Raw genomic sequence first — 21,027 nt, forward strand, 5'->3', positions numbered from 1 at the left:
AAGCTGCGACCGTGAATCGCTATGGATACACAAACACCACAACTCCGCCGGGATTTTCTGTACTACGCCACCGCCGGAACGGGCGCGGTTGCCGTAGGGGCTGCGGTCTGGCCATTGCTCAATCAGATGAACCCATCCGCCGATGTCCGCGCGCTGTCCCAGATCCGCGTCGATATCTCCGGTGTGGAACCCGGAACGCAATTGACTGTCAGTTTTCTCGGCAAGCCGGTGTTCATCCGGCACAGGACCGACGCGGAAATCGCGCAGGCCCGTTCGGAAGATGTGCTTTCCCTTCCTGATACCGTCGCCAGAAATCCCAACATATCCGGAGATGACCTGGCCACCGATGCAAACAGGGCAGTGGCGGGAAATGAGAATTTCTTGGTCATGATAGGCGTTTGCACGCATCTGGGATGTGTACCACTTGGTGACGGAGCCGGCGATTTTGGTGGTTGGTTCTGTCCCTGTCATGGCTCCCATTATGATACAGCAGGACGCATTCGAAAGGGTCCGGCACCGGAGAACCTGCATATTCCCACGATGTCCGTTTCGGAAGACATGATACTGACCCTGGGCTGACAGGAGCTTCGCGCATCGCGAAGGCCCATAAAATTCATACGCAGCGTTGTCGGAAGAGTCTTGACCCTCCAGTAACTGGAAGGGTTATGTGTTCAATTGTCTTGAAAACGGGAATTAGAAGATGGCCACGGACCAAGAACATCATCACGACATGACGCGCACCTCGACCGCATCAGACCCAGATACAGCGACCGACCCGGTGTGCGGCATGACCGTCGAGATAGACGAAGACACGCGCAGTGCCGAGTATGATGGAGAGGTCTTTCATTTCTGCTCGGAAAACTGCGAAACCAAGTTTGGCAAAGACCCATTTTACTATGCGTCGGGAAACGCCCAAAAGACACCAGCACATGGCGAGGCCGGTACGCAATGGACCTGCCCGATGCATCCGCAAATCCTGAAGGATGAGCCCGGGTCCTGTCCGATCTGCGGCATGGCGCTTGAACCGATGCTTCCATCGGACGAGCCGTCAGAAGAGTTGTCCGATTTCACAACACGCATGTGGATCAGCGCGGCAGCCGCCGTTCCGCTGGTTATCCTGACGATGGGTGAACTGGTCGGCCTACCTGTGCGGGAATGGATCGGACATCAGACGGCTGTCTACATCGAATTCGTCCTCGCAACCCCGATCATTCTCTGGGCGGCTCTTCCCTTCTTCAAAAGGGGGTGGGAATCGATCAGGAATATATCGCCGAACATGTGGACCCTGATCGCGCTTGGCGTCGGGGCTGCCTATATCTATTCGCTTGCCGCAACATTCCTGCCCGGCATTTTCCCCGAAGCGTATCGAAACGGCCAAAGCGTCGGGACATATTACGAAGCTGCGGTTGTGATCGTTGCGCTGATCTTTGTCGGTCAGGTGCTCGAGTTGCGCGCCCGCGAACGGACGGGTGATGCCATCCGTGCATTGCTCGATCTCGCACCAAAAACGGCGCGGCGGATCCTGCCGGACGGGACGGAATATGACGCACCTCTCGAACACATTGTTGAGGGTGACAGGTTGCGGGTACGCCCCGGCGACAGCATACCCGTCGATGCCGAGGTCCTCGAAGGGCATTCATCTATCGACGAAAGTATGATCACCGGAGAGCCGTTGCCGGTCGAGAAAACACAAGGCGACCGGGTCACAGGCGGCACGATCAACAAGAACGGCACATTGGCGATCCGGGCCACACAGGTCGGTGCGGACACGGTCCTGTCCCAGATCGTGGACATGGTGGCAGGTGCAAAGCGGTCGCGCGCGCCGATTCAGGGTCTGGCGGACCGGGTATCGTCCGTCTTTGTTCCGACGGTTGTCGTCATTGCGATCATATCCTTCGTTGTCTGGCTGTTCTTAGGGCCCGATCCCGCGCTCGCCTTCGCTGTTACTGCAGCCGTATCCGTTCTTATCATTGCTTGCCCCTGTGCCTTGGGCCTTGCGACGCCCATTTCGATCACAACGGCGGCGGGCCGCGGGGCACAGGCTGGCGTTCTGATCAAAGACGCCGAAGCACTGGAACGCATGGCGCGTGTCGATACCGTCATCGTTGACAAGACCGGAACACTCACCGAAGGGCGCCCCAAGCTGACAGACGTGGTGCCCACGGGGGACAAGGCTGAAAATGACCTGCTGACAATGGCTGCGGCCCTCGAACGGGGCTCCGAACATCCGCTGGCCGAAGCAATAGTCGAGGGTGCGCTGGCACGGGGGCTGACGCTTCCGAACGCAACGGAATTCGAAGCCGTGACTGGCAAGGGCGTGAAAGGCATGGTCGATGGCCAGGTCGTGGCACTTGGGAATCCCGCCATGATGGCAGAGATCAACGTTGACGCTTCGATTGCGGAATTTGCTGCGGACGACCTTCGTGAATCTGGAAAGACAGCAATGCTTGTGGCGATAGATGGCACTTTTGCCGGCATTGTCGCTGTTGCCGATCCCATCAAGGAGTCCACGGCAGCCGCCATCGATGACCTTCATCGCCTCGGTCTCAGGGTCATAATGGCAACCGGTGACAATCAGAAAACCGCCGAAGCCGTCGCCGCAAAGCTGGGTATTGATGAAGTCCACGCAGGCGTCTTGCCCGAAGACAAGAAGGCATTGGTGGACTCCCTCAGACAAGAAGGGGCCCGGATCGCCATGGCAGGAGACGGCGTGAACGATGCCCCTGCCCTGGCGGCGGCTGATGTGGGCATTGCGATGGGCACCGGTGCCGACGTTGCCGTGGAAAGCGCAGGCATCACCCTTCTGGGTGGTGATCTTGTCGGCATCGTGCGTGCGCGCCGATTGGCAAAGGCAACGGTGCGAAACATCAAGCAGAACCTGTTTTTTGCCTTCGCCTACAATACCGCAGGTGTGCCCATCGCGGCTGGTATTCTCTACCCGTTTTTCGGCCTTCTTCTGTCGCCGATGATCGCCGCCGCCGCGATGAGCCTGTCTTCGGTCTCCGTCATTAGCAATGCACTGCGGCTGCGACGGGTACGGCTTTAGTCGCAAACTAAGGAGATAGATGATGGCAGGCGGACATCAGGGGCATATGCCGTCCGGCGGCAAGGGGCTGGCGATATCAGCCTAGTTGACCGGCATCTATTTTGTGATTGAACTGGCGATTGGCCTATGGACAGGGTCAATCGCGGTCATCTCCGACGCGTTCCATACCTTTTCGGCCGTGGGCGGTGTGCTGGTCGCCATTGTCGCGGCGCGTATGGCGTTGCGTCCGGCGGATGAAGAGCGGAGCTTTGGCTGGGCGCGCGCCGAAATCATCGGCGCCCTTGTGAATGGCGGCTTCTTGCTGGCCATGGCGGTTGTTGTCATCGCGATGGCTGCCATGCGCATGTCTGCGCCAATTGATCTTCCAACGGGTCCGATGCTGATTGCGGCTGCCGGGGGGCTCTTTACGGAGTTCATTTCGCTTGCGCTGATCTGGAAGCAAAGCAAGGAAGATCTGAACACGAAGGGAGCGTTCTGGCATATCATCCAGACCTTTGTTGGCAGTCTGTTGATCATCGTGACCGCCCTCGCAATCGAATTCACCGGGTTTCTGCTGATCGACCCGCTGCTTGGCATGGCGTTCGGGTTTGTCCTGCTATGGGCGAGCTGGGGATTGCTGAAAGAAGCGGCGCATCTTTTGATGGAAGGCACGCCTCCCGAAGTGAGTCTGCCTGAAATCAAACGTACCCTTGAAGAACTGCACGAGGTTTCCGATGTTCACCATATTCATGCCTGGGCGCTGACAAGTGGCAAGCATGTCTTCTCCGCGCATCTGCGTGTCACAGATCAAGAAGAGGTCCTGCAAACCGCCTACGACATGCTGCGTAAGGACTTCGGGTTCTTTTTCGCAACCCTGCAGATCGAAACACGGTGCTTCGACGAAAGCGGCGCTGAGGCAATCGACCTTTCAGCGGCGAGCAGTAAGACAGGGCATAACGGCGATCTTTGAAAACAGGTCATCGTCGCGGGCAGCAATTCTCATTGTTATCGGGCAAGCGAAATACCCGCCAAGCTTTGCTACCGCACCTTTTGTTATCTCGAACCGGGCATGGTCCGGCTGATCCATTCAGGGGCGCAAATGATACGTTCCCCGGGTCGGATTTGCGATCCGGCCATCATTCACAAGCTTTCGCAAGGCCCGATAGGTGGCCTCGTGCGAAAGGTGCAGCGCGCTGGCAAAATCGACAACGGAGCTTTCAAGCAGGCCCGCCACCATACCGGCATAGACCCGTTCTTCTGCGCGGCGGATGCCTACGATCTCAAGCGCCTGACGTTGCGCTTGTATCTGCTGTGCCGCTTGCCGCGCATAGGCGCGTGCAAAATCCGGATCTGCAAAGGCAGACAAGACCGCCGCTTTGTCGATCTGTACAAACGCCCCAGCCTCCGCCACGACCGCATCGCAGTGGTATCTATCCGAAAACACCGATGCTTCGGCAAGGCTCATCCCGGGCTCGGCACGGTAGATGATAAATCGTTCGCCATCCGGGCCGACACGCTCAAGATGAACGCGCCCGCACTTAACAACATAAAGGCCGCAGGTCCGCGCGCCCTGACGAAAGACCGTATCCCCTGCGGCCCTCGTCAGCGGACGCAAGGCGGAGGGCGGTATGAGATTATAGGGTTCAGGCATCATATGATCCAAATCATATTTCAGGGTCCGATCAGGTACTAGGCTGAATCCGAATACACTCAGGAAAGGCTGGTCCATGCGACTGATACCCGTTCTCTTCGCTGTCTTGCTTGCGACACCCGTTACGCCGCAACAAATGCATTCATCCATGGGTCACGCGTCCGACGCCCCAGGAAACCGGCCAGTCCGCCTTCGCCGCATTGGCCGAAATAGTTGTGCTGCTCCAGGCCGATCCCGAAACCGATTGGGGCGCCGTCAATATCGACAAACTGAGGGACCATCTGGTCGATATGGACCTTTTGACACGAAAGGCAGAGGTCACCCGCATTCTGCGGCCCGACGGGGCACGGTTCGAAGTGCGTGGCAGCCCGCGTGTCCTGTCGGCCATCAACACAATGGTTCCCGCCCATGCACCGTTCCTTGCCGGTGAAACAGGCTGGAGTGTTGCGTCAGAAGAAATGGAGGATGGTGTCGCACTGATCGTGGGTGGCGATGGTGAACAAATACAGGGCCTTGGTTTCTTTGGTCTGACAATCGGTGTACATCATCAAGAGCACCATCTGATGATTGCGAAAGGACGCAAGCCGCATCATTGAGCACGCGCCCAAGGCTCATATGCGGACCCAGGCCGCAATGGTCACTTCGCCAACACTACGCTCGGATATTCACAAAGAATCTGATGTCGACACCAGATCCGCAGAATTAACCGTCACACGCCTGCGGGACCATACGATCAGGGCCGCGCCAAGGATAATCATCGGCAACGACAGCAGTTGGCCCATTGTCAGCCCATAGCCCGCCCAATGAACCGCATGTCCAATCGGGTTGTCCTGCGTGACGAACTGCATATCAGGCTGCCGGAAGAACTCGACAAGGAACCTTGCGCTTCCGTATCCCGCCAGGAACAGGCCAGTAAGGCTTCCGGGAAAGCGCAGCCAACCGCGTTTCCAGGCCAGAAAGATCAGGACCGAGCCAAGCAGGATACCCTCCAGAAGAGCCTCATAAAGCTGGGACGGATGGCGGCCACACAGGCCCACGACGCCCGCACAGGACTGGGCCGCCTCGCCGGGGAATGCCACCGCCCAGGGCACATCGGTCGGACGGCCCCAAAGCTCGTTATTGGTGAAGTTGGCCAGCCGACCGAGGAAAAGACCCGGTGGTGTTGCAACAGCGAGCAGATCCGCCGTTGATAGAACGGGTGCGCCGTTGCGATAGCAAAAAAGCAAGGTGGCCACGACCACGCCGAAAAAGCCGCCATGAAATGACATACCACCCTGCCAGACCATGAAGATTTCGACGGGGTTCTGAAAATAGTACTGAGGTTGATAGAAAAGCACGAACCCCAGCCTGCCCCCCACGATCACGCCCAGAATGATCCATGTCAGCAGGTCTTCCAGTTGCTTGGGTTGCAGCGGCGGCGCCCCGGCCCCCCAGACTGACGAAGAGCGGACCAATGCGACACAGATGCGCCAGCCGATAAGGAGGCCAACAATATAGGCCAGCGCATACCAACGCAGGGCAAAGCGGAACGATCCGATATCAACGGCAAAAATCTCTGTTCCGATGTCAGGAAATTGGATAATCGAAGTCAGCATTCTTTGTTACCTTTGCCTGTTTCACACAAGGCCACATTTTGTTTCCCGCAACGGACGTTGGCGCGTTCAACCCTGTTGTCCCCAGCCCAAAGCGCTGTGGTGAATGTGCCATCCTTGCGTGCGGGAGTCGGTTCCGTTGAACCAGAGATGACGCACATCGGCACCCGCGTCCATGTGTTCAGGCGCTTGTATCCCATGAGTTTTGTACTTGTTTGTAACGGTTGGAAGCTCCGCCGCCTACTGGATCCGTCCGTCGCGGGAAATCAGCCGATCAAGGTCGCGCTCCATGATCTGAATTCGCTCCCGCGTCCTGCAACGACCATTGCGCAACCACATCTATGATCACGGATATGTTCATTGAAGTTGCGCGCGCCCGGCACAATTCAACGGATCATGACGGCACATAATGGTGATAACCGGGATCAAAGCAGGACCAGCGGCATCGCAAAAGGAGTTCAGATGTTTATACGGTCCCTCGCAGCGACACTTTTCATCGCTTTTGTTGCATTAGCTGCAAACGCCCCGCCCCTCTATGCGCAAGGAAAGACAATTCCATTCGATGGAAGCTGGAAAGAACAGGGCCTCTTGCGGCTCTTTTCGAACGAGTACGGCCTGCAAGGTCGGCGGCTGGACGTGATTTCCGATGGCACGGTTTCGGTTCTCTGGCGTCCGGTCAGCGCAGCCCTTGGCACCGCAAAGGCAGCAATGTGGGAATGGTCCGTCACGCAGGGTGTTAAGGGAACCGACCTCACACGGCGCGGCGGCGATGATCGCAATCTTGCTTTGTACTTCATATTCGTCGATCCGCAGACCGCAAGCACGCTTGGCCGAACAACGGCGCGCAAATTGCTGCGTGATCCCAATACGCGGGCGCTGGTTTATGTCTGGGGTGGCAATCATGCGAAAGGCGCATTGCTGAACAGCCCCTACTCGACGGGTCTCAAATCGAAAATTCTGCAAACGGCGCAAACCGGCAACTTCACCGAGAATGTGAACCTGGATCGCGATTTCGTGCGTGCGTTCGGGGACATGCCAAAGGTTCTGGTCGGTCTTGCGGTGACAGCCGACAGCGATGATACCGACGGAAAGATCCTTGCGGCCATTCAGGACCTGCAGATACGTTAGGTGCTCTCCGGTATTCCGCCAAACCTGGGCGCCGATCTGCAATGTATCAATATATCTCGCCGGGACGCCCTTCCGCAACGGTGGGGGATGTGGGTTGCAGGCCCCAGAAACGGAATACACGGAAACCCATGCTTAAGCGTCTTCAGATGATGGTTGCGCTTGGCGCAGCCACGCTCCCCCTGCCCCTGAGTGCGGCTTCGGTGCCTGTCACCCTGACGCCCGGCCTTCACCCGGATCGGGTCGCGGGACATTGCAATGCTTGGATTCAATGGCACCTGTCCCGGCCCCGAAATCAGACAGCGCCAGAACGATATTCTGCGGGCGCGGGTGGAAAACGGGCTGGAGGACGGGACCCTCGTACACTGGCATGGCATTCGGTTGCCCAACGCGATGGACGGCGTAAACGTGCTGACACAGGATGTCATCATCCCGAATGAGGGTTACGAGTACCGGTTTCCGGTTTCCGGTTCCCGATGCCGGAACCTACTGGTATCACTCCCACTACCTTTCCTACGAACAGGTCGCCCGCGGACTGTTCGGCCCCTGATCGTCGAAGAACCTGCCCCGCCAGACGTGGATCAGGACATCACGGCCATCCTCTTCGACATTCGGCTTGATGACACCGGCCAGTTCGACATGGAATTCGACCGCGCTGATTTCATAACAGCAGGTAGGCTGGGGAACTTGATGACCACCTTCCTGTCGTCTGAGCAGGCGCGGCTGGGGGATCACATCCGGTTGCGTCTGATCAATCCGACACCGGATCGCATTTTCGAGATACGTATCGACGGGCTGACGGGCTTTTGTGTGGCCTATGACGGGATGCCGCTGCCCGAGCTGGTTTCGCTGGGCAATCTAAAACTCGCACCGGCGCAGCGCATCGACATCATCGCAGATGTGACGGGTGATGTGATCCTAAGAGAAACCGTGCCTTCGGGTGGCGAGGAACTGGGGGGCATTATGTTGAACGGTCAGCGACAAATCCGGTCTGCGCCGATAGCTCCCCTCCCCGCGAACCTCGTGCCCGCGCCCGGAGAGATCACGCAAACGGCAGATCTCTTCATGCAAGGCGGTGCCGGGGACGGCGCGCACGGCGGGTTCGGGGGCTGGGCCTTCAACGACGTGAGCGGTCTGCCGAACAAACCGCTGATTTCGGCAAGACGTGATGAAGCAGTGCAGGTGCGGATGGTGAACGACACTGCTTTTCCGCACGGTATCCACCTGCATGGCCACCATTTCTGGGAAACCGATCAGAATGGTGCGCGAACCCACCTTCGCGACACGACCCTCGTAGCGCCGGGCGAGACGATGACGATTGTGTGCGTACTCGACAATCCCGGCGCGTGGATGCTGCACTGCCATATGCTGAGCCATCAGGCTGATGGCATGGCGACCTGGATGCAAGTCAGCTGAGGTCGGAGCGGTGGTTGCGCCAACCGTTGACGCGAAGCTGTGCCACAACGGGATATCGCTCTTAACAACAAGCACAGGCCCGTCATACAAAAGTTTACATGGCACTCGCCAAAATTTGCCTATGCTCAGGTTGTGAATGACGCTGGTCTGATAATCGGAAAGGTGCGCAATGCCATCAAAAATCCATTCTGGCGTGATTGTGGCCCATCTGTTCATGGGCATGACGGCGGGCATGGTCCTTGCCGAGCCATTGGAGTTCGCCGACCTAGACCCACCGGTCGGGAACAATGCGCAGGAACCCACCCTGTTCGCACTGCAGGATGATCGGGTCCTGCTGGGTTGGACCGAACCACACCCTGCCGGGTTTGCGGTAAAATTGTCGGTCCTTGAAGACGCAGAATGGAGCGCGGCCCGCACTGTTACCGTGTCCGACGAACTCTTCGTGAACTGGGCCGATTTTCCGTCCGTTGTTGCGCTTGATGACGGTACCTTTGCGGCTCACTGGCTGTGGGAAAATTCCAAAAACGACTATGCCTATGACGTCAAGATCTCTCTTTCGCCGGATGAGGGCCTGACATGGAGCGCACCGATAACGCCACATGATGATCGGTCGGTTAGCCAACACGGTTTTGTCACGCTCCAGCCGCTCGAAGACGGTTCCTTGATGTCTGTCTGGCTTGACGGACGCGCATATGACAAGCCGCTTTTCACCAGCGCAGCCAGCAACTACCCGGATGCAATGCAGTTGCGCGCAACCCGGATCACGCCCGAAGGTACGCGAACCGATGATGTTCTTGTCGATGCGCAGACCTGTTCATGCTGCCAGACGTCCGCCGCATCGCTGGACGATGGCACCGTCCTTGTCGCATACCGCGACAGAACAGATGCGGAAATCAGGGATATATCTGTCGTAAGACACCAAGGCGGCATGTGGTCAGAACCAACAAACGTCCACAATGACGGCTGGGAAATCTCCGGCTGCCCGGTCAATGGCCCCGCCATCGCGACCGCCGGTCAAACAGCCGCCGTGGCCTGGTTCACGGCTGCAAATGACAAGCCGGAAGTCAAGGTTGCGTTCTCTTCCGATGGTGGCAGAAATTTTGGCGATCCGGCGAAAGTCAGCCTCGGGATTCCCGCCGGTCGGGTCGATATTCTCATGCTGGACCCTCAGACTGCGTTCGTGACGTGGGTCGAATGGGCAAATGAGAGCGAGGTGATCCTTGCTTGCCAGATCACAACCGGTCAGCAGTGTAAGGACCTGCAACTGATTGCGCGAAACAACGGCGCAGGTTCGGTCAACTTCCCGCGCACGGCGCGAACGAATGAAGGGGTTTACCTGTCGTGGACACAGCCCAGCAACTCGGATGATCCGGAACCGAGTTCGACTATACGCACGGTTTTCGCTTCCTATTGAAGGTTTCCGGACGAAAGCTGATGGTTCTTTCGCTTGGCTCACATCAGGAGTGGGTCCAACGATCACCGTCAACAAGAATTGCATTTCCTGCAATAGAGCTACCGGCAAATGACGGTGATTTCTCATCCATAGTGACTGGTCTCTGGCCCGGAAATTGTAGCGTGCCACGCTTTTTCATGATCCCGGTCCCGAGCATATGACCCACCAGCGCTACCCAGGCAATGCCGGTGAAATTCAGAAAGAAGGGAAGATCTGCGACAGAAGTAGTGCCCCCGATGGCCAACACCCACAGGCCGAACCCATAAATCGCCGAGGGCAAAAACCAGTTCGTCTGCCCCGCGATACGGTGCCAAATTGGTCTAAAGACGAACAACCAACCGACGGGATAGCCAATCAGGCCAACAAGATAAAAATGTACGAAATATCCTGCGAAATCACCGTTCGGCAGACCAAGGCTGCCGAGTAAGCTCCTCGCTAGCCCGTGCGGTGACAACCGCGAAAAGCCCAAGCCCGGGCTGATGATCTGACCCAACAGATCGAACGCGACGGTCGCAAAGAAACCTGCGACGAACATTAACCCTAAAGTTCGGGCGTTGAATGCGGGTAGTGAACCTGTTGTGCGAGAATCAGTATCAACTGTATTCATGGCGATTCTTTCTTTGTATTGCGGGCGATCAAATAGACAGGGCTAATGTAATGACCAATTGTTGACCCAGCGACGTTCTCGGCAACTCCCGATCACTTTCCATCTTGATGAGATCGGTCTGTTTATGAACCCCGCCACAATAACCAACCTAATGACAGAACGTGGGATGTGCACTGCTGGCTCTAATATGTGATTATCCGTTACCGCCGTCAGCCTCCATGCCGAGAGAATGCTGACCGCCACAAGCACTTTGTGGCTTTGTACGCGCTGGTTCACAATGAGCGCTGCTTATGAGTCGGTGTCGCCGGAATTTCTCGTCTTTTCACCCCGCGCAGCAGCTGAGTTTGGCTACATCCTTGTCGAAGGTTTGTGCGGCGAGTTTCAGCCCTTCGACCGTGGTCAAATAAGGAAAGATCGTCTCTCCGAGCGCCCGTGCGGTCATGCCGAATATCAGCGCCATTGCCAGTGTCTGAATCGTGTCCGACCCCTCCGGTGCTGCGATCTGACCGCCCAGCAGGCGGTCGGTCTTCGCGTCGGCCACCAGCTTAATCACGCCGCGGGTATCGCGTGCAGCGACGGCGCGGGGCACGTTGTCGAGCGTGATCACACTGGTTTTGACCTTGTGCCCCGCCGCCTTGGCCTCAACCTCCGAAAGGCCGACGCCGGCCACTTGCGGGTCGGTAAACACGACCCACGGCATCGCCGCGTTGTCATAGCGCATCTGCTCCAATCCAAGGGCATTGTTGATCGCCACCTTGGCACCATAGGCCGCCATGTAGACGAACTGGTCACGGTCAGTGACATCGCCCGCGGCCCAGACGCCGGCACGCGTGGTCGCCATGTCCTGACCGACCTTGATAGAGCCGCGTGCGTCGGTCTCGATGCCAAGCTCTTCCAATCCAAGGTTCTCGGAATTGGCGATCCGGCCGGTGGTCACAACCAGCCGTTCGGCGGTCAGATCCTCGGTCTTGCCACCCCGTTCGACAATCAGATTGACGCCGCCCGCAGCTTTCGCGACCGAGACGTAAGCAAGACCGGTCTCGACCGCGATGTCTTCGGCCTTCAGCGCTTGCGTCAGCGCCTGGGCCACCTCCGGTTCGGCGCCCGGCAGGAGGCGCGAGCGGGTCACTAGCGTGACCTTCACCCCCAGCCTTGAAGCCATTTGCGCCAGCTCGCAGCCGATATAGCCGCCGCCCAGCACCAAGATGCTTTCGGGCCGGTCAGGCAAAGTCAATAGATCGGTGGAATCGAGGGGCTCCACTGTGTCGATCCCCTCGATCGCTGGCAGGTGGGGGCGCGAGCCGGTGGCGATCAGGACGCGCGGGGCGGATATCACCCGTCCTCCAACAGCGACGCCACCCTCGACCAATCGCGCCGGGCCATCCTCGATATAGGTAACGCTTTTATAGGCGGGCAGCAGGTCTATATATTTCTTGTGCCGCATCTCCTCGACCAGATCGGTGGTGCCTTGCACTACGGCACCCCAATCCACCGCATGATCACAGGGCTCGACGCCCGGGAACCGGGCGGCCGACGCGCCGCCATGCACCGCCTCTGCGGCGCGGATCATCGCCTTGGACGGCACGCAGCCGACATTCACACAGGTGCCGCCGGTGGTGCCGTGCCCGATAAGCGCCACGCGCTTTCCGGCATCGGCTGCCGTGATCGAGGCAGAAAACCCGGCCGAGCCGGCACCAACGACAATGAGATCGTAGTTGTCATCGCGGGTTTCACTGGCAGTGCAGCAATCGTCTTTCGTTACAGTTTGGTCCATTGGTTCTTCCTTAGCTTGCGATCGGTATCGCGACACGGCCCCGATCAATAATTTTGAATCACACCATCGAACCGATGTCGGAGGCATAGCTCGGATAGGCGAAAATCATGGCCTTGATCTGGTTGGCGGTCTGCCCGGCACCCATGGCCATGGCGAAAAGATTGATCTGCTCCTCGGAGCCCGGCCCGATCAGATGCGCGCCGAGGATCTGTCCGCTGCCCTCTTCGACAAGAACCTTGAATCCGGTATGTTTCGCGCCGACGCGCAGCGACGAATACCAGTCCCCTGTCTTTTCGAAATGGGTGTCGAACTTCAGCCCCTGTTCCCTGGCCACCGCTTCCGACAAGCCCACGGTGGCCACCATCGGGAGGGTGAAGACTACCGACGGGATCGGCGGATAATCCACGGTACGCTCGTCTTCTCCAGCCAGCAGGTTCTTGCCTGCCACACGCCCTTCGAAGGCGGACACCGGGGTCAGCTTGGGCCCACTGGCAGCGCAGTCGCCCGCGGCGAAGATCGCCGGATTGGTGGTGCGCATCGCGTCGCTCACCTTGATGCCACGGCGTGAGTATTCGACGCCGGCGGCCTCAAGGTTAAGGCGATCGATATTGGGCACCCGGCCCGTGCCATGCACCACCAGATCGCAAGTGATCGTTTCGGTGCCGTCGGGAGTTTCCACCGTGACGGTGAATTCGTCGCCCTGCTTTTCGATCTTCGCCACCTTCGCCTTGGTGCGGAGATCGACGCCGAGCTCTTCGGTTGCCTCAACCAGCATTGCGACCAAGTCGGGATCGAAAGGACCCAAGGGGCGGTCCATCATCTCCAGCACTGTCACTTCGCGCGCGCCCGCCCGCTTGACAATATGGGCGAATTCCATGGCGATGAAGCCGCCGCCGACAAAGGCGATGCGGTTCGGTCGCTCAGGCAGTTCCAGGAATTCGGTGCTGGTGGTCAGATGCTCTTCGCCCGGGATGTTCAGCGTCATCGGCCGCGCGCCGGTGGCGATATGAAAATGCTTCGCGGTCAGGGTCTCGCCGTTCAACTCGATCGTATTGGGGCCGGTGAACCGTGCCAGCCCATGCAAGACGTCGATCCCCGCTTTTTCCAACCCGGCTTCGATGCGCGGTGGCATAGCTTCGGTGAAGCTGCGCTTGAAGGCGATCATGTCGGGCCAGTTGACCGAAGGTTGCGCCTCCAGCCCCTTGCCTTCCATGTTTTCGGCCCATTCGACACCCTCGGTGACCGCGACCAGCATTTTCTTGGGGTCGCAGCCGCGCAGGGCGCAGGTGCCGCCATGGGGTTCGCTGTCGATGCTGGCGACGCTCCAGCCTGCATCCGCGGCCATCCGGGCGACGCCATTTCCAGCGGTGCCGCCGCCGATCACGATGAGGTCATAGGTCTTGGTCATACCTGTTCCTTTCCTTGTGCCAGTTTCTCTTGATCCGGCTCACTGCTGAACTGCCTGATTTTCTGAGCCAGAGCGCATATCCCGCCACCGCCAAAGCGGCGGCAACCGAGATCCGCAGAGCAAAGCGGAACTCCAGCCAGAACAGCAGAGCCGAAAGAACAACCGCCAAGCCGATGAGAAGGGCTTTCGGACTGTGCCCTGGTCTGCCGGCTTGCTGCCACAGGGCATATGCAACCGCACTCAGCGAGGCGAAGAGCATCGGGAAAAGCGCGTAGTCGAGCCAACCAACAACGGCAGAAAGTCCGACCCCGGCGACGATCAGCACCAGGAACGGCGTGAAGCAACAGATCGCCGCAAATACGCTGCCGATGAGGCCGCGCCGCAAAAGGGTCGTGGGTTCATTGTTATTGTTCATGTCTGTCATGCTGTCTCCAGCTCCGAGTGCGGGTCGGTGAATGCGATCAGAAATCGCCGGACTCGACGATGTCCGCCGAATAGCCGGTGGCGCGGATTGCTTCGACGATCATGTCCTGATCGGCGGCCTCGTCATCAAAGGCGACGATGTAGGTGCCGGTGCCGAATTCCTCTCCTTCCATGAAGTCGATGATCTCGACCGAGGGAACGCCCCGCATGGCCGCCGCCACCGTGTAGGAGCAGGTCGGGCATGTCAGTTCGCCTACCCCGATATTGATGCGCTGTTCGGCGGCGCTGGCGGGGGAAGCTGCGAGAGTGCCAACGACCGCAAGGGCAAGATGGAGTGACTTCATGGGTTCGGCCTTTCAGTAGGACAGAAGGTATGGGGTGAGATAGGGAAAGATCATCGCGACGGTGACGATGGCGGTGGCAATCCAAAGAATGGATCGCATGAGTTTCCGGTTCATGGGGCGCGCGCAGGTGCCATCCGCGCAGGCCTCAGTCGGGATCGGACGGTAGGCCTTGTAGAATCCATAGCCGATGCAGGCGGCACTCAGCGCGAAGGTGATCCATTTGTACTGGTAGAGAACGCCCAGCTGCGCAATGAAAACGCCGGTAACGCCGAAGCTGACCAGCACCAGCGGCAGGATGCAGCATGAGGTCATCGCCAGCGCGCCAAGCGCGCCGAGCCAGGTTGTCGTCCATGCCTTTTTGTCGGCAGCCCCTGTTTCGTCCATTGCCGTCTGCCGGTCGGCGGATGTGGTTTCAGTCATGGTTCGAATCATCCTTGCCTCAGTGATGATCTCAATCTAGGGTCTTCTGTGGTTGCCGCCCGTAGTGCAAGAATTTTTTGACCCTATTGGCGAGTGATCGAGTGCGGTCTTCTGTAAGGCCTCGAGATGCGGCACTTCCAAAAGCCGCGGGCCGGGATGGTGATCAGCGGATCAGGTCCAAATCTGTTGAGCGAGCTCTGAGCTCGTAGGCCCTAACTGGTTTTCCCAATCCAGATCTATTCGATCGTTTTGCCCATTCAGGTCGTCGTCTTCTTACACTCCCCTTGGCACCGTCGCTAGCAGTTCAACAAGAGCATCATGCCGCGACTGCCAGCGCCGGATCCTTGTAATCTTCGTTCTTTGTCAGCATCGCCCAGATTTGCCGGGCCATCTTATTGGCCAGCGCGATAGCGACCAGCATCTTGGGCTTGCGCGCCAACAATCGTGATAGCCAGCTGCCCTCCGTAATTGTGCGCCGTCCGAGCCAGCCCAGCCGCGACATTGCCCCAATGATCAAGAGACGTCTTATATCAGCTTGCCCGGCCTTGGTCATCCGCCCCAAACGTTCTTTGCCTCCCGAAGAATGTTGCTTGGGCACCAGACCCAACCAAGCCGCAAAGTCACGTCCCGTTTTGAACTGCGCCATATCAGGTCCAAACGCTTCTACAGCGATGGCCGTCAGTGGCCCAACACCGGGCATAGTCTGAAGCCTGCGCGCCCTGTCTGACTCAGCGGCCAGCGACTCGAGTTTCGCGGTGCGTTCGTTGATACGCGCCGTTTTCTCTGCAATCTGCGCCAGCAGGTCCAAGCACTCCTCGCGGATCAATGACAGCAAGTCGGCAGTCTTATCCTCTACAAGCGCTGTGATGCGATTAAGACTGCGTATCCCTTGAGGAAACACATGCCCATGCTCATACAACAGCGCCCGCAAGGCGTTCACATCCGCCGTCCGCTGATGCACCAGGCGTTCCCGGCCACGGAAAACTGCCGCGCGCGATTGTTGCTCGACTGTTTTAGGCTCCACGAAGCGCATCTCGGGCTGGCGAGCCGCGATGACAATCGCCTCGGCGTCGGCAGCGTCGTTTTTCTGGCGCTTCACGAACGGGCGAGCATACTGTGGCGCGATGAGTTTTACCTCATGTCCAAGCGCTTCCATCTCGCGCGCCCAATAATGTGCGCTGCCACATGCCTCGAGGATAACCAAGCTTGGCTCCTGCTTAGCCATGAACACGGGAAACTGCGTTCGCGTCAGCTTCTTGCGAAACTGAATCTCCCCCGTGTGCAGCGCCCCATGAACTTGAAAAACATTCTTTGCCAGATCGACCCCGATCATCATATCCTTCATCTCGCCGTCCTCCTCTTTGTGTGGCTTTCAACACCACGACCTTGGCACATTGCGATGCCGTCTGGGGAGGGCGGCAACCACTCCATCTGTAGCAGGTACAGGCTCAAGAGGGTCAAACGTGAAAAATCGTCACAGATCGGTGAAGGTCCTCAGGCGCGGAGATCTGGCCAGGCTGACCGGCTGCAATCTCGAGACCATTCGCTACTACGAGAACATCGGCGTTATGCCCGAGCCGCCGCGCTCCAGCAAAAACTATCGCGTCTACGATGATCGGCATGTCGCGCGCTTGTGCTTCATCATGCGCGCGCGCGAGCTTGGGTTCACGCTCGACGAAGTCCGCGATCTGCTCGCCTTGGTCGATGGCGGTGCCCAGACCTGCGGCGAGGTGCAGGGTCTGGCAAATTCGCATCTCGCCTCGGTCCGCGCCAAGATCGACGATCTCAAACGCATCGAACGCGTGCTGTCTTCCACCGTGGCGCAATGCACCGGTGACGATGTCCCTGAATGCCCTGTGATCGACGCGCTGACGGAGGTGACCTGAAGGGCCATAGTTGAGGACGCCCATGCATGTCAGCCAAGCGGACAATGGTGCCAGCGCCGTTGTTTGCGATCATTCGTTCCCCGCGGAGTCCTGCGTGGTCGCCGCATGTTCGGGGACCAGATAGCGCGGCACGATCCACAGATAGGCGACCATGCCGAAGAGCTCGACGAGCGACTGGAAGACGATGACCACGGCCGCCACGTTCCACTCCGGTCCAAGCACCAGCACCAGCGGAAGTACGACGAAGGAGTTGCGGGTTCAGAGCGAGAAGATGACCGTTCGTCACCCGCTAGTGGACAATCCGGCCGCCCGCCCGGTCGCCGCACCGAGAAGTGCTGCGGCGACGAGGTAGGCGACGTAGGCGCCCGCCACCTGCGCCAAAACCGGCAGCGCATCCCGTACCGCGTCGACTTGCGAGGCCGCGATCAGGAACACCACGACAGCCAGAAGCGGAACCGGCAGCCAGGCGAGGCGATTTACGATCGCGGCCCGCTCCGGGCGCGCCTCTGCCCAACGCTCCAGCAGGAAAGCCGCTGTGAGCGGCAGCAGGACAAGCGCCGCAAAGACGGCGGCAATGCGGTCGGCGGCGAGAAGCTCAAAGAATGCCTCGCCGAGAAAAAGCCAAAGGAAGAGCGGCAGACTGGCGAACTGAACCGCGAGGAGGATCGGTGTCGCGGACGCGGCACGCACCGCATCGCCGCGACCGAGATGGGTGAATGTGATGAACCAGTCGGTGCAGGGCACCAGCAGCACGACAAGCACCCCGAGCCGAAGCGCAGGATCGTCAGGCAGGAACGCGATCAGCCCCCAGACCAGCAGCGGCACCAGGACGAAATTGCCGATCAACATGGTGCCGATGAAACGCCGGTCGCGCGTCGCGCGCGGCAGGTGCGCTAGCGGCATCTGAGCGAAGGTAGTGAAAAGCATAAGCCCCAACACCGGCCAAAGCAGCGCCTCGAACACCCCCGAGATACCGGGGGCGAGCGAGCCCAAGACCAGACCGGAAAGGATGGCAGCGAGGTAGATCCAGGCTTGATGGCGTTCGAGATTTTGCAGCTTCATGTCCTGCCCCTGCTCTTTCCGAAGGCGATTTTCAAGAAGACATCACTCGACATGCCATTGCGACAACGGCTCGTTCGTCGCTTGGAGCGTTGTATGGTCTGTCCGGTTTATACCCGCAGACCGGTCACGACCCAGTCGACAATGCTTTCATGGTAGTTGGGGACGTGGCGATAGCCGAATTGTCTCAGCCGATCAGCCGAACTCTTTGACCTCGAGCATCTGCAAAACGGTGCTCCTCACCGTTTCAGCCGTGCTGCGGATAGACGCAACATCGGCGCGCACAGATCGCTTCGACAATCAGTTTGTGGCGCGCCACATTCGGAACCGTCCTTGCCCTGTTAGCTCGCGGACCAGATCCCGCGCTTCCATCCAGGCGAGGTTGCGCTGGACAGCGGCGCGGCTGGCTCCGGTCAGGGCCTCGGCCATAGGGGCAGAGACCAGGGGCCATTCGGTCAGCACTCCGCGCAGGGCTGGCGGCGTCTTGCCCGAGAGTGGGGTCATCTCGGCTTCCGCCAGCGCCGACCATGTCTCGATATCGTCGAGGTGCCGCATCGCGGTCAGGCAGGCCGTTTCCATTTTCTCGAGCCCGCGCGCCAAACGTTCAGCCGGGGGGCCGCCGGCGCGCAGCGCCCCCGCCCCACCCATGGCCAGGGGTGCGAATATTGCCCCCTCGCCCTCATGCGCGGCAATGCGCGACGCCGTGACCGCCGCTTCCATTCGGTTGCTCTGCTGTCCGAGGCCCGCGAGGCTCCAGAGGTGAAACCCCATGCAGGCACGCGTGATCGGGTGCAGGTCGGCGGCTTGCGCCATCAGGTCAAGCCACCCGCCCGCGCGATCCGCGAAGGGCTCGGCTTCATCCACCATGTTCTCGGGGTCACGGCGATCGAGGAAGGCGGACAGGTCCACGTCTGGGCCGGGACCGCCTGTAAGACGCCGCACCGCCCATCCGACACGCGCAAGCGCTGCGGTGTCGTCCTGCACGCCGGACAAGCGCATGGATATCCAGAGCGCCAGCCGATCCGGGCCAATTCGGTCGCCTGCAAACCAGCTGAGGTCTGCCGCCTCGATCAACGCAAGCCTGTGCCGCCAGCCTTCCGGGCCACGCTTCAGACGGTCGTCTAGCGCCCCGATCCGGCCGGCCACACGGGCAAGGCGGGCAGCATGGCCCGCCTCGGCACGTCGCCAATCGTCAAGAACAGCGGTCTCACGCACTTCGGCCCTAGGTCCGGGCGGCAGATAATGCGGCTCCTCTTCCATCGGACCGGGCAGGAACCACAGGTCGTCCTCAGAAGTCTCTTCAAGCTCCTCCGCATCCTCAAGAGGATCATCAAAAATATTATACTTTATACATGCTTGAGGCTCCATATGTGCAAAATATGGCATTTTTGCATTTTACCCAAGGGTTTTGTCAGGGTGCGCCTGCACACTTTATATAGCACGTGCGCGCAATGGTCTGCGAGAGCTCGCTGATCGCGCTCAGCGTAAGGGAACCAAGGGCTTTGGACTGAACAGCCCCACAGAGCCGGCACTTGCATTCGCTTACAAACGGTCGTTTAGTAGCGATACCTGAAATTGCAAACGGCCTGTTTTCATGCCCCTGATAGGCTACGCCCGCGTTTCCACTGAGGATCAGACCCCCCTGCCCCAGTCTGAGGCCCTGCAAGCTACGGGATGCGTCGAGATCCATGAAGAGCACGCTTCAGGCAGCAATCGCGCGCGGCCGGTGCTTGCCCGGGTATTGGAGCGCATCAGCAAGGGCGACACGCTGGTTGTCGTTCGGATCGACCGGCTTGCGCGGTCTCTGTCGCACCTTCTCGAGGTGATCGAACGGTTGGAGGCCAAGGGGGCGTTCTTTCGTTCCATTCAGGACCCGATCGACACCGGATCCCCGCAAGGCAAGTTCACGCTGCAGGTTCTGGGCGCCGCGGCCGAGTTTGAGCGGGCGCTGATCCGCGAACGTACCAAGGCGGGGCTGGCGAGTGCCCGTACTAAGGGCCGGGTCGGCGGGAACCCGGGCCTACGCGCCCGCGATCCAGCGGCGCTACGCAAGGTGCGGCTCGCGCGGCAAGACGGCTACATGGAGCGGCTGAACGAGACGGCTCAAGACTGGGTGCCACATGTCCGACGACTTCGACCCGATATGGCCTGGGAAGATGTGCTTCGGATCATCAATGGCTCCCTGCCCTACGACCGCCACTGGACGCAAAGCCGACTTCTGCGCGCAGTGAAAGCCTATGTGCGCGACGGGTTTCTGCCCAATGAAGTGCTTGGTCGCGCTGGACGACGCGAAACCGACGACCGCCTGCCCGCGATTGTCGCTGGCATCAAGGGCGCGGACCCTGACATCACGCTCCAGGCGATCTGTGACCGGCTGGAATCCATGCGCGAACGCTCCCCGCGCGGACGCGCCAGCTGGCAGCCGTCTTCGGTGAAAATGCTGTTGGAGCGGGCGGAACGACTCGGCCTCATGCCGTACGAATCGAGCCAAGATCAGGTGTAGCTTCTGACCCGAATCCAAAAAATTTCACCGGGAGAAAACTCCGCAGGAGGCCGAAAGTGCCATTTGTTGCTTGGGGTTAGCTACTATTGTGCCAACTCAACAGAGTGGTGGCTCGATTCGGTTAGATCTGCATTTAATATATCCATTTCAATGACTTGCTGATTTTTTTGCGTGGCAACACCTATAGGTGCTGTGGATAACTTTTGCACTACATCTAGATTCTTCTTGCCGGACTCACTGGATCGTGGCATTCCCATTCTGACGGCAAATTGCGTCAGACACGTTGTGCGTCGTCAAAATGATCAAGAGCCTTAACAGAGGCCGAGAGCGGGCGGCAGGAT

22 protein-coding genes and 1 pseudogene are annotated in these 21,027 nt (G+C 59.1%); 11 read left to right on the forward strand and 12 right to left on the reverse strand.

What is annotated here, in order from left to right; genetic code table 11:
* The first annotated feature begins 21 nt into the window (after positions 1–21).
* The 3 genes from petA to T8A63_RS21830 all read left to right on the forward strand — a co-directional run bounded on the left by petA (position 22) and on the right by T8A63_RS21830 (position 3,995).
* Positions 22–579, forward strand: coding sequence for a ubiquinol-cytochrome c reductase iron-sulfur subunit (gene petA, locus T8A63_RS21820; RefSeq protein ID WP_009824465.1), 558 nt, complete (start codon positions 22–24; stop codon positions 577–579).
* A 121-nt stretch (positions 580–700) separates the two neighbouring features.
* Positions 701–3,046: a heavy metal translocating P-type ATPase gene (locus T8A63_RS21825; protein WP_322346721.1), complete on the forward strand. Its 2,346-nt coding sequence runs from the start codon at positions 701–703 to the stop codon at positions 3,044–3,046.
* A gap of 85 nt (positions 3,047–3,131) precedes the next feature.
* Positions 3,132–3,995 carry a cation diffusion facilitator family transporter gene (locus tag T8A63_RS21830; protein WP_227512169.1) on the forward strand — a complete coding sequence of 288 codons (864 nt, stop codon included), beginning with the start codon at positions 3,132–3,134 and terminating at the stop codon, positions 3,993–3,995.
* 117 nt (positions 3,996–4,112) lie between these two features.
* Here T8A63_RS21830 and T8A63_RS21835 read toward each other — a convergent pair whose 3' ends face one another.
* Entirely contained in the window at positions 4,113–4,754 is a 642-nt protein-coding gene (locus T8A63_RS21835) for a Crp/Fnr family transcriptional regulator (protein ID WP_108895363.1), read from the reverse strand.
* Positions 4,755–4,891: 137 nt separating this feature from the next.
* Here T8A63_RS21835 and T8A63_RS21840 point away from each other — a divergent pair, with 137 nt between their 5' ends.
* Positions 4,892–5,272 carry a hypothetical protein gene (locus tag T8A63_RS21840; protein ID WP_322346723.1) on the forward strand — a complete coding sequence of 127 codons (381 nt, stop codon included), beginning with the start codon at positions 4,892–4,894 and terminating at the stop codon, positions 5,270–5,272.
* A 69-nt stretch (positions 5,273–5,341) separates the two neighbouring features.
* Here T8A63_RS21840 and lgt read toward each other — a convergent pair whose 3' ends face one another.
* Entirely contained in the window at positions 5,342–6,271 is a 930-nt protein-coding gene (gene lgt, locus T8A63_RS21845) for a prolipoprotein diacylglyceryl transferase (RefSeq protein WP_050672452.1), read from the reverse strand.
* Between the two features lie 357 nt (positions 6,272–6,628).
* Between lgt and T8A63_RS21850 the strand changes: the two genes are divergently transcribed.
* From T8A63_RS21850 to T8A63_RS21870, 5 genes and pseudogenes are all read left to right on the forward strand, one after another.
* On the forward strand, positions 6,629–7,396 hold the full coding sequence (locus tag T8A63_RS21850; protein ID WP_231886351.1) for a DUF3047 domain-containing protein: 768 nt from the start codon (positions 6,629–6,631) through the stop codon (positions 7,394–7,396).
* Between the two features lie 255 nt (positions 7,397–7,651).
* Positions 7,652–7,777: pseudogene (locus T8A63_RS21855) on the forward strand (multicopper oxidase domain-containing protein); the annotation flags it as partial.
* 52 nt (positions 7,778–7,829) lie between these two features.
* Complete coding sequence (locus T8A63_RS21860) at positions 7,830–7,943, forward strand: multicopper oxidase domain-containing protein (protein ID WP_233152357.1); 114 nt, start codon at positions 7,830–7,832, stop codon at positions 7,941–7,943.
* An 89-nt stretch (positions 7,944–8,032) separates the two neighbouring features.
* Positions 8,033–8,809, forward strand: coding sequence for a multicopper oxidase family protein (locus tag T8A63_RS22475; protein ID WP_306419542.1), 777 nt, complete (start codon positions 8,033–8,035; stop codon positions 8,807–8,809).
* 169 nt (positions 8,810–8,978) lie between these two features.
* Positions 8,979–10,223, forward strand: a complete 1,245-nt coding sequence (locus T8A63_RS21870) for a sialidase family protein (protein ID WP_050672453.1) — start codon at positions 8,979–8,981, stop codon at positions 10,221–10,223.
* Positions 10,224–10,266: 43 nt separating this feature from the next.
* On the opposite strand, the gene T8A63_RS21875 is transcribed toward T8A63_RS21870, so the two are convergent.
* The 7 genes from T8A63_RS21875 to T8A63_RS21905 form a co-directional block, all read right to left on the reverse strand.
* Positions 10,267–10,869 carry a hypothetical protein gene (locus T8A63_RS21875; protein WP_227512168.1) on the reverse strand — a complete coding sequence of 201 codons (603 nt, stop codon included), beginning with the start codon at positions 10,867–10,869 and terminating at the stop codon, positions 10,267–10,269.
* Positions 10,870–11,191: 322 nt separating this feature from the next.
* On the reverse strand, positions 11,192–12,643 hold the full coding sequence (gene merA, locus T8A63_RS21880; RefSeq protein ID WP_050672454.1) for a mercury(II) reductase: 1,452 nt from the start codon (positions 12,641–12,643) through the stop codon (positions 11,192–11,194).
* A gap of 58 nt (positions 12,644–12,701) precedes the next feature.
* On the reverse strand, positions 12,702–14,051 hold the full coding sequence (locus T8A63_RS21885) for a dihydrolipoyl dehydrogenase family protein (protein WP_050672455.1): 1,350 nt from the start codon (positions 14,049–14,051) through the stop codon (positions 12,702–12,704).
* A complete protein-coding gene (merF, locus tag T8A63_RS21890) occupies positions 14,035–14,475 on the reverse strand; it encodes a mercury resistance system transport protein MerF (RefSeq protein ID WP_081285561.1) in 441 nt (146 codons plus the stop codon). Before merF ends, T8A63_RS21885 begins: the two co-directional genes overlap by 17 nt.
* A gap of 37 nt (positions 14,476–14,512) precedes the next feature.
* Positions 14,513–14,818: a heavy-metal-associated domain-containing protein gene (locus T8A63_RS21895; RefSeq protein ID WP_048535538.1), complete on the reverse strand. Its 306-nt coding sequence runs from the start codon at positions 14,816–14,818 to the stop codon at positions 14,513–14,515.
* Positions 14,819–14,830: 12 nt separating this feature from the next.
* Positions 14,831–15,238 carry a mercuric transporter MerT family protein gene (locus tag T8A63_RS21900; protein WP_009824452.1) on the reverse strand — a complete coding sequence of 136 codons (408 nt, stop codon included), beginning with the start codon at positions 15,236–15,238 and terminating at the stop codon, positions 14,831–14,833.
* Positions 15,239–15,554: 316 nt separating this feature from the next.
* A complete protein-coding gene (locus T8A63_RS21905) occupies positions 15,555–16,583 on the reverse strand; it encodes an IS110 family transposase (protein ID WP_067629787.1) in 1,029 nt (342 codons plus the stop codon).
* Between the two features lie 139 nt (positions 16,584–16,722).
* Between T8A63_RS21905 and T8A63_RS21910 the strand changes: the two genes are divergently transcribed.
* Positions 16,723–17,124: a MerR family transcriptional regulator gene (locus T8A63_RS21910; protein ID WP_037953553.1), complete on the forward strand. Its 402-nt coding sequence runs from the start codon at positions 16,723–16,725 to the stop codon at positions 17,122–17,124.
* Between the two features lie 69 nt (positions 17,125–17,193).
* On the opposite strand, the gene T8A63_RS21915 is transcribed toward T8A63_RS21910, so the two are convergent.
* The 3 genes from T8A63_RS21915 to T8A63_RS21925 form a co-directional block, all read right to left on the reverse strand.
* Positions 17,194–17,325: a hypothetical protein gene (locus tag T8A63_RS21915; protein ID WP_264753311.1), complete on the reverse strand. Its 132-nt coding sequence runs from the start codon at positions 17,323–17,325 to the stop codon at positions 17,194–17,196.
* Positions 17,326–17,406: 81 nt separating this feature from the next.
* Positions 17,407–18,186, reverse strand: coding sequence for an arsenic resistance protein (locus T8A63_RS21920; protein ID WP_227512167.1), 780 nt, complete (start codon positions 18,184–18,186; stop codon positions 17,407–17,409).
* A gap of 297 nt (positions 18,187–18,483) precedes the next feature.
* Complete coding sequence (locus T8A63_RS21925; protein ID WP_065324511.1) at positions 18,484–19,551, reverse strand: hypothetical protein; 1,068 nt, start codon at positions 19,549–19,551, stop codon at positions 18,484–18,486.
* A 226-nt stretch (positions 19,552–19,777) separates the two neighbouring features.
* Between T8A63_RS21925 and T8A63_RS21930 the strand changes: the two genes are divergently transcribed.
* Complete coding sequence (locus T8A63_RS21930) at positions 19,778–20,686, forward strand: recombinase family protein (protein WP_322346731.1); 909 nt, start codon at positions 19,778–19,780, stop codon at positions 20,684–20,686.
* Positions 20,687–21,027 lie beyond the last annotated feature (341 nt).

Origin of the sequence: Sulfitobacter sp. OXR-159, from assembly GCF_034377145.1 — a bacterium.
GTDB lineage: Bacteria > Pseudomonadota > Alphaproteobacteria > Rhodobacterales > Rhodobacteraceae > Sulfitobacter.